Here is an 11,876-nt window from a genome sequence, read left to right as displayed (position 1 = left end):
CCGTCGAGGCCCACCCAGTCTCAACCCTCGCCCCCGCGTGCGGGGGAGAGGGTGGCCGCAGGCCGGGCGAGGGGGCCAATGGCCAAGCGTACCACGGCGGCCGCCCCGCATCAAAACCAACACTTACGCCCTCTTACGCCAACCATTCGCCCTCTTACGCCCCCGCGCCTCCTCTCCCCTGCAATCCCCTCCGTACTCCCTCCGCACCGCTGGCTCCCTCCGTCTCGGATTCCTGCTCCGCACCTCCGCCTGCCATCCTCCCGGCCCCTCAATCCAATCCCTCCCCCCTCGAAACCGAGTCCGAGCCCCCGCGACCGCACGATCACGAATCACCGCAACGGAGCGAACCCATTTTCTCCCCGCGCACCGCACCAACCAATCTCCACAACCCTAACCATCAAAACCACTTGCAATCCCCCCTCCAACCCTCCCCTCCCGCCGACGCTCAGCGCACCGATCCCCTTCCAGCCCAGCGGCCACCAGAACCACGCTCCCCACACCATGCCACCGCCGACCCCTCCCGACCCCAGCGATCGAACCGGCGGCTCCCCTGACCGCCGCCAGTTCCACCCGGCACCCTTCCCGATGCCTCCGGCCGACGTTCCACCTTCTCGCCAGACCTTCCCCGTGCGATAATCCAGGCAGCGTTCCCGAGTTCCGCGCCATTTGCGATTTCCCCCGACGAGCCCCCATGAAACGCCCTCTCCTCGACGCCTCCACCGCCGACCTTAGCGCCTGGTTGACCGACCACGGCCACCCGACCTACCGGGCTCGCCAGGTCGTGCGCTGGGTGTTCGACCGCAGGGCCGAGTCGTTCGAGACGATGAGCGACCTCCCCAAGGGCCTCCGCGCCGAACTCGACGCCGAGTGGACCGTCTTCGGAACTGAGATCGCCCACCAGCACGTTTCCCCCGACGGCACCGACAAGCTCCTGCTCCGCTGCCAGGATGGCCGGACGATCGAATGCGTCCTCATGGCCGAGTCCGACCGCCGGACCGTCTGCATCAGCTCGCAGGTCGGCTGCGGCATGGGCTGTGTCTTCTGCGCCAGCGGGCTCAAGGGGGTCGAGCGAAACCTGACGACGGCCGAAATCCTCGAACAGGTTCTCCGCCTGCGGAACCTCCTGCCCCCCGACGACCGCCTGACGAACCTCGTCGTCATGGGCATGGGAGAAAGCCTGGCCAATCTCGACCACCTGATCCCGGCCCTCGACCGCCTCTGCTCTCCCGAGGGGTTGAACTTCGGCCAGCGCCGGGTCACGATTTCCACCGTCGGCCTGCCCGAGAAAATGCGCAAGCTGGCCGAGCTCGACCGCCAGTATCACCTGGCCGTTTCCCTGCACGCTCCGACGCCGGAGCTGCGCGACCTGTTGGTGCCGATCAACGCCAGGGTCGGACTCGATGCCGTGATGGAGGCCGCTGACGCCTATTTCCATCGGAGCGGTCGGCAAGTGACCTTCGAGTACGTCTTGCTGGCCGACCTGAACGACCAGCCCGAGCATGCCGAGGCCCTCGGCCGGCTCCTGAGTGGTCGCAAGGCTCACGTCAACCTGATCCCGTACAACCCGGTCGCCGGCCTGCCGTATCAACGGCCCTCGGGCGACACCGTGCGCCGCTTCGAGCGGATCGTCCGGCAGCGCGGGGTCAGCGTCAGCGTTCGCAAGACCAAGGGCCGCGAGATCGACGCCGCCTGCGGTCAGCTTCGCCGTCGCCTGCAAGCCGACGCAAACCGTCCGAGCCTGGCGACCCTCGGCCCGTCGTGACGGGCGGTCGGCGTTCGATGGCCTCACCGAGGGGCCTTTTGTTCCTCTCCCATCTCCGCGACCGGACCTTCGGAGGGACCGACCCCGTGGCATCCAACGGCGGCCCAGATCCTGCCCATCCCCAGGCCCTCGAACAGCAGCTCCTGGCCCGAGATCCCGACACTCGCCTGATGCTCCAGGTCCGAGACGACGTGCAAGGGGCCTTCGAGGTCCTCGTCCGACGCTACCAGGACCGTCTGATCGCCGTGCTCACCCATCTCGTCGGCGACGCCGGCGACGCCGAGGACCTGGCTCAGGAGGTCTTTCTCCGCATCTATCGCGCCCGCAAGGGGTACAAGCCGCAGGCCAAGTTCTCGACCTGGCTCTTCACAATCGCCAACAATCTGGCCCTCAACCACCTGCGCGGCAAGGGCCGACGCCCGGCCGGATCGCTCGACACCGGCACCGAGAGCCGCCCCGGCCTGCCCGCCTCCGAGCGCGTCGCCGCCCCCGGCGGCACCGCCTCGGGCCAGCTTCGCCAGTCGGAGTTGAGCGAGGTCGTCCGCGAGGCCGTCGGCACCCTTGGCGACGACCAGCGCCTCGCCGTCCTGCTCAACAAGTTCGAGGAGATGAGCTACGCCGAGATCGCCGCCGTCATGAACCGCTCCGAGGCCGCCGTCAAATCCCTCCTGGCCCGCGCCCGCATGGAGCTTCGTTCCCAGCTCGAACCGTACCTCCGCTCCGGCGATCGCCCCGCCTCGCCTTGATCCGCAACGCTTCGTCAACCGTACCGTGCCTTGTCTTGCACCTCCGGGGGCGGTCCCCGGACTCGTTCCAACGGGTCTTCTTGGTCTGAGACGCCTCTGGCAATCGCCTTCGGAGCCACCGAGCGATGGACGATCGAACCTCACTGCCGATCGACCTGCCAGGGTTTCGAATCGTCCCCCATCGGCTTACCGAGGCGGTCGGCGATCTGGCCTTTCCGGGCGATTGCCTCATCTGCGACTCCTGGATCGAGGACACCCGCGCCGGGCTCTGCCTCGACTGCCGCGACGAGCTGCTCGACGCCGCCGGCCCCGCCTGCCGCCGCTGTGCTCTGCCGGTCGGCCCCTTCGCCACGCGAGAGACCAGCTGCGGCGACTGCTCGGGCCGTCGCTACGGGTTTGACGCCGCTCTGGCGATCGGGCCGTACCACGGGCCGATCCGCCACCTTTGCCTCCGCCTCAAGTCGGCCCGAGGTGCCTGGCTCGCCCCCCGGCTCATCGACGCGCTGGTCGAGGCTCGGGCCGAGGAGCTGGCGTACGCAGGGGCTCGGGCGGTCGTGCCGGTCCCGCTCTACCCGTGGCGGCACTGGCGGCGCCGGTACAATCAGGCCGAGGCACTGGCCCAGGCCCTCGCCGATCGGCTCGATCTGCCGATGGTCCGCGCCTTGCGGCGCGTTCGGCCGACCTCGGCCCTCTGGCGCGTCGGCCGGGTCGAGCGGCACCGGCAGATGCAGGGGGTCTTTCGGGCGGATGGGCGTCGCGTGGCCTCGATGGTCGGCGCGCCGGTCTTGCTGGTCGATGACATCCTGACGACCGGCGCCACCTGCTCCGCCGCCAGTCGGGCCTTGAAGCGAGCGGGTGTCGGTTCGGTAATGGCCGTTGTGATCGGTCGGGCCGAGAGGAAAGGGTGAGCGATGGACGGGGCATCGGTGGTACGAATCGGAACACGAGGCAGCGCCCTGGCCCGCTGGCAGGCCGATTGGGTCGCCGATCGCTTGCGAGCGGCCCATCCCGGCCTGCGCGTCGACTTGATCGAGATCCGGACCCGAGGCGACCGCGACCGCAACTCTCCCCTGGCCCAGATCGCCGGCGGCTCCTCCGGCACCGGCCTGTTCACAAAGGAGATCCAGCGGGCCTTGCTCGATGGTGAGGTCGAGCTGGCCGTCCACAGCCTCAAGGACCTTCCCACCCGAGGCCCCGACGCCTTGACCCTCGGCGCGATCCCCGAGCGCGAAGACCCGGCCGACGCCCTGATCGCCCCTCGCCATCAGACCCTCGACGCCCTTCCCGAAGGAGCGACCGTCGGCACCGGCTCGCTCCGTCGCCAGGCGATGCTCCGCCACGCCCGGCCCGATCTGAACGTCGTCGGCATCCGGGGGAACGTCGAGACCCGCCTGGCCAGGGCCACCAGCGGCGAGTTGGACGCGGTCGTTCTGGCCGCCTCGGGCCTGCATCGGCTGGGGCTCGATGGGCAGATCACCGATCGGCTCGGCCCCCCGCGGTTCCTGCCGGCCGTCGGTCAGGGGGCGCTCGGCATCGAGTGCCGGAGCGACGACGAGACAACCCTCGCCCTGCTCGCACCCCTCGATCACCCCCCCACCCGCCGCGCCGTGCTGGCCGAACGGGCCTGCCTGGCCGAGCTGGAAGGGGGCTGCATGGTCCCCCTGGCCGCCTGGGGCCGCGAGGTCGAGGGAGACCTGCTGGCCCTCGATGTGGCCGTCTTCGATCCTGACGGCCGCGAGCGGCTCGACGCGGCTCGGACCGGCCCCCTGGACGATCCCGAGGGGCTCGGCCGGCAGGTCGCTGCCGAGCTTCGGGCCCTCGGGGCCGATCGTCTGCTCCATGCGGCCCGTCCCGAATCGTGACGTAACCCCCATCCTCATTTCGAGAAAGGAGCCGACGCCCGAAACCTCCCTGGACGATCTGGAGCATCTTGGCCATCATGCCCGTTCGGACGAACCAGACGCGGAGGCGTCGTCCGGGCTGCCCCCTTTGCCGGGCGTCCCGGACCGAACCGAGGGAGCGGGCAGGACTTTGGAAGCCGAACGACGCGGCGATGATCCGGCGCTTGATGCCGGGCCGTCGGCCCCCAGCACCGGGGCCCGGACGGTCTCGACGAGGCGACTGCGTTGGGTCGCGGTGGCGGGCCTGGTGGCCCTGATCGCCGTGACCAGCCTGGCCGTCGCCCGAGTCAACGTCTGGTTCGTTCCCCCTTACCTGCTCCTGATGGCCTGGATTCTCCTCGGCCCCCGCGGCGGTTCCCGCTCCGGAGCTGACCCCGGGGCAAGCGTTCCGACCGCCGACCGGTTGATCCCCCCTCCGCAGCCGATGTCCGGACCGGAGCCGGCTTCGGCTTCGGCCCCCGAGCCTGCACCGGATGCGAAGCGAAGCCGCTTTGGCCTGCGACGCCGGGTCGATCCGGCCCAGGCCGAGCCGGTTCCCGAGCCCTCGGCCTCGGCTTCTGATCCGAAGGAGCCCCAACCGTCCGCCGTCCGAGGCTGGTTCGCTCGCCGGAAGCAGGCTGCCACGCTCAACGATCCCGAACCGACGATCGAATCTCCGGCCAATCCTCCCGAATCGCCCGAGGCTTCGGCCGACTCCGAGACCCCGAGCACTCCCCCGAAGACCCGTCGCCGACGCCGCAAGAAGGCCGAGCCGCCGCCGGAACCGCCCACCGAGGTCGCCTGGGTCCGTGTCGGCCCGAACCAGTTCGTCCGACAGGAGACCCCGCTTTCCCCCGAATCGACCCCCGATCCCAACGTCTCTCCCTCGCTGGATGGGACGTTCCCGATGGAATCAAGGAGCCTCGACGCCCCGAACCCTGAACCCGCCGATCCGATCCCGACCGATCCCGAGCCGCCCGGCCCCGATCCCGCAAGCCTCTCCGCCGCGCCGATCGTCGAGGAACCGCCAACGGCCCCGCAAGACGACCTCGACGTTTCGGACGCCGATCCCGCCGATTCCGACGCGCTTCCGGAACCCGAGGCCGCCGCGTTCGAAGCACCGACCCTCGACGAGCCTGACACCTTCGAGCCCGACCGCTTCGATCCGCCTGAGACTGCCGACGATTCCGACGCAGCAGACGACCTCGACCCCGACGCGATCAACGCCTTCGACCCACAGGACGAACCGGCCCCCCAGGACGATCCCGACGACGATCCCCAGCCCGAACTCTCTGGCCAGGAGATCGACGACTATCCGGACGACCTGGATGTCGATCAACCCAACGAAAACGAGGACGACGACGACCCCGAACCGGACGATGACCCCGAACCGGACGATGACCCCGACGATCTCCCCCCGGACGACGACCCCAACAACCCGATTGGTCACCACTGGAACCCGGATGACGTTGGCGGCGAGGACGATGACCAGGACCAGGATTCATCCCCCACCCCGAACGAGAACCTCGGCCTCGACGATCATCAGGACGAAGACTCCTGGTCCGACCACAACCATCAGCACGACGACCGCCCCAGCGACAACCACCATCACCATCTCGATGAAGACGAGTACCAAGACGACGATTGGACCGACGAGGACGACGAGGATCGCTGGGGAGCCAGCGCCGCGGAACTGGCTGAGTCGATCGTGGGGGATGCCTACCACTCCCCCGAGCCACCGCCGCCTGAGGAACCCCCGTTCTCAGAGTCACCCCCCTCAGCCTCGATCGCACCGGACCAGGGGGGGATTGTGGGCTATGGGCAAGACCTGCAAAGCTATCTAAACGATCTGATCAACATGTCCGGTGGCGTAGGAGTGACCCCCGCTCCGACCGCCCCGCCTCCGATGGCCCCGTACCGACCCGCGCCTCCCCTGGCTCCCGAGCCGTCCGGCCCCGAGCTTCCGACCCCTCGGGAACCCGAGGCCGCCTCGACCGACAACGACCGCACCAGTTCGTCCGACGAGGATGACGACGCGGCAGGATCACTCTCCCCGACCGACGGCCTCGAACCCTCCGAGGAGGTCGGCCCTCCCGATCGGGCCGACTCGGAACCGCAGTCCCCGGACAGCGCAGACCCACCCGACCACGACCTCGCCTCGTCGAACCAGGACGAGGCGATCGACCGACCGCTGGTGCGACCGGGCACCCGCCTGACGATCATCACCACGGTGTCCAAGCAAGCCCCGGCCGCCAACCTCGCAGACACCTGGAAGACGCCCCCTCAGAGTTGTGAATCGAACACATCCTCGCACCATGATCGACTGTTCCGCCCACGAGACCCTCATCTGCCAAGAGCCCCACCGAGGGGATCGCATGCCCCTTCCCCGATCTGTTCGGGGATCTCGTCCACCCCAATCGACCGCCGGACGCGCGGAGTCGATCGGCTCGGCCGCGACCCGACGCCGAGCGGAACCGAACGCCCAGGACGGTCGCCGGCGACCCTCCCGACCCGACGCGACCTCGGCCGCGACCCGAGGTTTGCGAACGTCGATCGGTCGCCCTTCGGCATCGGGCGGCCTCGGGGAGACCTCGCGAATCTCCTCTTGAGGCCGCCCGGTCCGGCTTGCCTCGCCCCGGAACTGCGGGGGCTGGTTCCGTCCTTGCCGGCCGGTTACAGTCGATCTCCGAACCCGTTCGTTCCGCCGACGATCGACCGCCGTTGCCCCTGAGAGAACGCACCGTGATCACCCAACGGATCGGAGCGCCCGCGACGCTCCTACCCCTGCTCGTGCTCGTCGTGCTGTCGCTTCCTGGATCGACCCGAGCCGACGATGCCCCAGCGCCGTCGCTCGTGCCCGAGGGGTATCTCGACGCCGACACCCTCACCAAGCGGCTTCAAGACCTGGCCGAAGCTCATCCCGATGCCCTCTCGTTGCGTTCGATCGCCAAGACGGGCGAAGGGCGAGACGTCTGGCTCGTGACGCTGGGCGTTCGTCCCGACGAGCAGGACGACGAGGCCCATCGGCCGCCGGCCGTGCTGATCGTGGGGAACCTGGAGGCCGATCATCTGGTCGGAAGTCAGGTCGCGCTCGGCCTGATTGAGCGGCTGGCCGATCCAGATGAGGAGGACGAGGCGATCGCCACCCTGCTCGATCGGTACACGGTTTACGTCGTCCCTCGACTGAATCCGGACGGAGCCGAGCGGCTGTTCGAAACTCCTCGGCAGGCGATCCGGACAAACCTCACCGCGACCGACGAGGACCGCGACGGCACCTCCGACGAGGACGGCCCGGACGACGTGGACGGCGACCGTCTCATCCTTCAGATGAGGGTCAAGGACGCCGAGGCGACCCTTGTGCCCGACGAGGACGACCCGCGCATCCTTCGACCCGCCAAGGCGGCCGAGGGGGAGCGAGCGATCTACTCCGAATCGGACGAAGGGACCGACCGCGACGGCGACGGCGAGCGGAACGAAGACCCCGCCGGTGGCGTGAACCTGAACCGCAACTGGCCCCATGCCTGGACCGAGCTGAACGACCAGACCGGCTACAGTCCCGCCAGCGAGCCCGAAGTGCGCGGGCTGATCCAGTTCTGCTACGACCACCCCGAGATCAGCGTCGTCTGGACCTTCACCCTGCACGACTCGCTGCGAACCGAGCCGAAGAAGCCGGAATCGAAGCTGGCCGACGCCGATCTGCCGTACTTCGTCGCCCTGTCGAAGGCGTATCGGGAGTCGATCGCCCCACCGAAGGAAGACGAGGAAAACGAGGAGCCGAAGGAGGAGCCCGACACCGAAGAACCTACCGAGACTTCTGATCCGGCTCCCATTCCCGACGGCGCCGACCCGCTGGCCGGTTTGCCGGAAGCGGTTCGCAACCGCGTGATCGAAGCCTTCGAGGCACTGCCGGAGAATGAGCAAAATCGGTTGATGACTGACTTTGAGAATGCGTCTCCCCTAGAGCGTGCGGGGATGCTCGCCCAGTTCGTCGCCAGTCTTGATGCAGACGAGGATGAGCCGGAGTCACCGAAAGAGGCAGCAAAGAAGACGGGCGAAGGACTGGCGCCGAGCAACAGTTCGAGCCTCGGCGCGACGACCGACGGGGCGATGAGCGAGTGGGCCTATGACCAGTTCGGGGCCGTGGCGATCGCCTCGTCCCTCTGGCCCGGTCCGACCTTGACGGAACCCGCGGAGGGGGAGGAGAAGCCCCCGACCGACGGCGAGAAGCGGTGGTTGTTCTGGAACGACACCGTGATGGGTGGCCGCGCCTTCAAGGATTTTGATGAGGTCGAGCACCCGACACTCGGCACGGTCGAGATTGGCGGCTGGCTGCCCGGAGTCCGGGTGAACCCGCCGATCGAGGAGGTGGAGGGGATCACCGAGGCGCAGTACCGCTTCCTCACCGACCTGGCCGGACGGATGACGACGCTTGAGATCGTCGATGTCAAGGTTGAGCCACGAGGCGGTGACGTGTTCGGGGTGTCGGCCCGCGTCGAGAACCCGGGGTACTTCCCGACGGCACTGGCACAAGGGGTAACGACCCGCCAGGCTGCTCCGATCGTCGTCCGTCCGGTGCTGGGAGAGGCGAAGCTGCTGGGCGGGCCGATTGTCGATCGGATTGACCGCCTGGCTGGTTCGGGCGATTCGAAGGAATACCGCTGGTTGATCCTGGCCCCCGAGGGAGTGGAGGCGATTGCGATTGAGGCGTCGTCGCCCAGAGCGGGCAAGGTGGTGGCGGAGGTCGGGCTGCCTCGCGAACCCCGGAGGTGATCCGATGGAACTCGATGCGTTGCTCCAGCGGCTCGGCCCCTGGTTCGATCGGCACCGGCGCCGCGCCTGGCGGCCGATCACCGAGGCGGGCGACAGCCTGATGCCCTGCTCGAAGTTCTCGGGCACGCCCTGGGTTCCGGAGGGAGCGGATTGGCCGCGCTGCCGACACTGCGGCGAGCCGATTGCATTGTTCCTGCAATTGGACCTCGATCAACTGCCGGAACGGATGGCCGGGCCGGCGGGCTCGGGGCTGTTGCAATTCTTTTATTGCGTCAACGGCACACAGGAATGTGAACAAGCGTGCGAGGGATGGTCCCATTTCTCCGAGGCCCATCTGATCCGGGTCATCCGGCCGGAGGGGCCGGCTCGGGACGACCTGGCGTCTCGGTTCGAGGCGACCTTGCCGTCCCGGGTCATCACGGGTTGGGAGCCGATCGACGACTATCCCCACGCCGAGGAGTTTGCATCGCTCGGCCTCTCGATTCGCTTCGATGACCCGTCGTCGAGGACGTATGACCGGATCACGATTGAATGCCCGGACGTCGGGCTTTTCGAATCGGGGCTCCCGGTGGCGTACTGGAACGACCCGGGCCTGAATCGTTGCGTGCCGGGAGACAAGCTGGGCGGCTGGCCCTTCTGGATCCAGTCAGCCGAGTACCCCAACTGCCTGACGTGCGGACGCCGCATGGAACCGGTCTTCCAGATCGATTCGGAAGACAACCTCGCGTTCATGTTTGGCGACGTGGGGTGCGGCCACCTGACCCGGTGCCCGGATCATCCGGACATGCTGGCCTTCGGGTGGGCGTGCAGCTAGCCCGAAAGATCGACTCATTCGCCTTTATCAACTTATTCTGACTCCCTCACCACTCGCGGCACGACCTCCATGAGACACCTGATCCTGATTGCCTTCGTGCTGGCCGGGACCGTCCTGGCCTCCCGACCTTGCCTGGCCGACGAGGCGGCGAGCCCGTACTTCGAGCCGAAGGTGAAGCTGGCATTTAACCGGCTGTACGATTACCCCGAGCTGGTCGAGGCAATGAGGGCCCTGGTCGAGGGGCATCCGGAGTTGCTCTCGATGGCGTCGGCGGGCAAGAGCTTCGAGGGGAGGGATCTGTGGTACATCACGATCAACAACCCGGAAACAGGCTCTGATACGAGCAAGCCCGCGTTTTACTGCGAGGGGAACATCCACGGCAACGAGGTGCAGGCGGCCGAGGCGTGTCTGTACATGGTCTGGTATCTGGCGGAAAACTACGGCAGGCTCGATCGCGTGACGGAAATGGTTGATCAACGGGCCTTCTATGTCGTCCCGACCGTGAACCCCGACGGCCGAGCCTGGTGGTTCAACGGGCCGAACACGACGAACAGCTCGCGGAGCGGCAAGGCCCCGATCGACGACGACCGAGACGGATTGAGCGACGAAGACGGATATGACGACCTGAACGGCGATGGACAGATTACCCAGATGCGCCGCAAGAGCCCCGACGGGCCGTATGCCGTCTCGCCGATCGACCCGAGGGCGATGGTGCCGATCCGGCCCGATCAGGAGGTCCGGGGGGACCGTTACGAGCTGCTCGGCAACGAGGGGATCGACAACGACGGCGACGGCCGAGTGAACGAGGACGCGCCGGGCGGTTATGATATGAACCGCAACTGGCCGGCCGACTGGCAGCCGAACCACATTCAAGGGGGGGCGGGTCCGTATCCGCTCTGCTGGCCGGAAACGCGGGCGATCGCGGAGTTCATCCTGGATCGGCCGAATATCGCCGGGGTGCAGTCGTACCACAACGCCGGGGGGATGATCTTGCGAGGCCCGGCGCATCCGAGCCGGGATGGGGAATATCCGCGCGAGGATGAGAACCTGGCCCGGACGATCGGAGAAGTCGGGGCGCGGCTTCTGCCGTTTTATCGGAACTGGATCATTTACAAGGACCTTTACGCGGTGCGCGGCGGGTTCGTGAACTGGACGTACGAGCATCTCGGCATCTTCTCGTACACGAATGAGCTATGGAACAATGCCCAGTTGCTCGGCCCGAGCCCGGCAGGGGGATCGACGCTGGAGCAGGCGGTGGGAGCATCCGGGCAAGAAGCGCAGTTGTTTGCGAATGATCGCCTGATGATGGGGGCGAACTTTGTGGAGTGGGCCCCGTTCGATCATCCGACGTATGGACCAATCGAGATTGGCGGATTCGTGAAGGAATCGCAGCGGGTGCCGCCGCCGTTCATGATGGAGGAACTGTGCCACCGGAACACGGCGTTCGTCCTTTACCACGCCGATCAGATGCCGTTGCTGAGGTGGAGAGACGTGGAGGTCGAGGCGATCGGCGAGGGGGTCTTTCAGATCACTGCCGAGGTCGAGAACACGCGAGTCTTGCCGACCCGATCGGCCCAGGCGAGGCGCCGGAACATCGGCCTGCCGGATCGGGCGACGATTGCGGGGGATGACCTGACCGTCCTGGGAGGCGGCCGGTTGCTCGATCGGGACTTCGGGCAGCTCGACCCGGTTGAGCACGGGCCGGAGCGGGTGATGCTCCCGAATGGAGTGAGCGGGCGGTCGATCGAGCGCATTCGGTGGTTCGTGCAGGGGTCGGGCGAGGCGACGATTCGCTTCGAGGCCGAGAAGGGGGGCACGCTGGAGACGACGGTGACGCTGGAGTGAGGGGTTGCGGGGCGGGGACGATCGGATGGGTAAACGCCATGGCGACCGTCTGGCCGAGC

Annotated in this window: 8 protein-coding genes; all 8 read left to right on the top strand. The window is 67.7% G+C overall.

Annotated features, from left to right (window positions below):
• Nucleotides 1-691 precede the first annotated feature (691 nt).
• The 8 genes from rlmN to GA615_RS02550 all read left to right on the top strand — a co-directional run bounded on the left by rlmN (nt 692) and on the right by GA615_RS02550 (nt 11,817).
• Complete coding sequence (gene rlmN / locus GA615_RS02585) at nt 692-1,762, top strand: 23S rRNA (adenine(2503)-C(2))-methyltransferase RlmN (RefSeq protein WP_152049670.1); 1,071 nt, start codon at nt 692-694, stop codon at nt 1,760-1,762.
• 86 nt (nt 1,763-1,848) lie between these two features.
• Nucleotides 1,849-2,508: an RNA polymerase sigma factor gene (locus tag GA615_RS02580; protein ID WP_235905014.1), complete on the top strand. Its 660-nt coding sequence runs from the start codon at nt 1,849-1,851 to the stop codon at nt 2,506-2,508.
• A 125-nt stretch (nt 2,509-2,633) separates the two neighbouring features.
• Entirely contained in the window at nt 2,634-3,416 is a 783-nt protein-coding gene (locus tag GA615_RS02575) for a ComF family protein (RefSeq protein WP_152049669.1), read from the top strand.
• A 3-nt stretch (nt 3,417-3,419) separates the two neighbouring features.
• The gene (gene hemC / locus GA615_RS02570) at nt 3,420-4,370 is read left to right on the top strand and encodes a hydroxymethylbilane synthase (protein ID WP_152049668.1); all 951 of its coding nucleotides are present in this window, start codon (nt 3,420-3,422) and stop codon (nt 4,368-4,370) included.
• A 169-nt stretch (nt 4,371-4,539) separates the two neighbouring features.
• Nucleotides 4,540-7,119 carry a hypothetical protein gene (locus tag GA615_RS27325; protein ID WP_161602123.1) on the top strand — a complete coding sequence of 860 codons (2,580 nt, stop codon included), beginning with the start codon at nt 4,540-4,542 and terminating at the stop codon, nt 7,117-7,119.
• An 11-nt stretch (nt 7,120-7,130) separates the two neighbouring features.
• Nucleotides 7,131-9,158, top strand: a complete 2,028-nt coding sequence (locus GA615_RS02560; RefSeq protein ID WP_161602122.1) for a M14 family metallopeptidase — start codon at nt 7,131-7,133, stop codon at nt 9,156-9,158.
• 4 nt (nt 9,159-9,162) lie between these two features.
• Nucleotides 9,163-9,972 carry a DUF1963 domain-containing protein gene (locus GA615_RS02555; RefSeq protein WP_152049666.1) on the top strand — a complete coding sequence of 270 codons (810 nt, stop codon included), beginning with the start codon at nt 9,163-9,165 and terminating at the stop codon, nt 9,970-9,972.
• A 69-nt stretch (nt 9,973-10,041) separates the two neighbouring features.
• Complete coding sequence (locus tag GA615_RS02550; protein WP_152049665.1) at nt 10,042-11,817, top strand: M14 family metallopeptidase; 1,776 nt, start codon at nt 10,042-10,044, stop codon at nt 11,815-11,817.
• The last annotated feature ends 59 nt before the right edge of the window (nt 11,818-11,876 follow it).

This window comes from Tautonia marina (assembly GCF_009177065.1).
GTDB lineage: Bacteria > Planctomycetota > Planctomycetia > Isosphaerales > Isosphaeraceae > Tautonia > Tautonia marina.
Note: the sequence above shows the minus strand (reverse complement) of the source record. Positions and strands in the feature narration are given on the sequence as shown.

Coding starts and splice junctions, on each gene's coding strand:
- hemC (WP_152049668.1), top strand. CDS start 3,420: ATGGACGGGGCATCGGTGGTACGAATCGGAACACGAGGCAGCGCCCTG.
- GA615_RS02575 (WP_152049669.1), top strand. CDS start 2,634: ATGGACGATCGAACCTCACTGCCGATCGACCTGCCAGGGTTTCGAATC.
- rlmN (WP_152049670.1), top strand. CDS start 692: ATGAAACGCCCTCTCCTCGACGCCTCCACCGCCGACCTTAGCGCCTGG.
- GA615_RS02555 (WP_152049666.1), top strand. CDS start 9,163: ATGGAACTCGATGCGTTGCTCCAGCGGCTCGGCCCCTGGTTCGATCGG.
- GA615_RS02550 (WP_152049665.1), top strand. CDS start 10,042: ATGAGACACCTGATCCTGATTGCCTTCGTGCTGGCCGGGACCGTCCTG.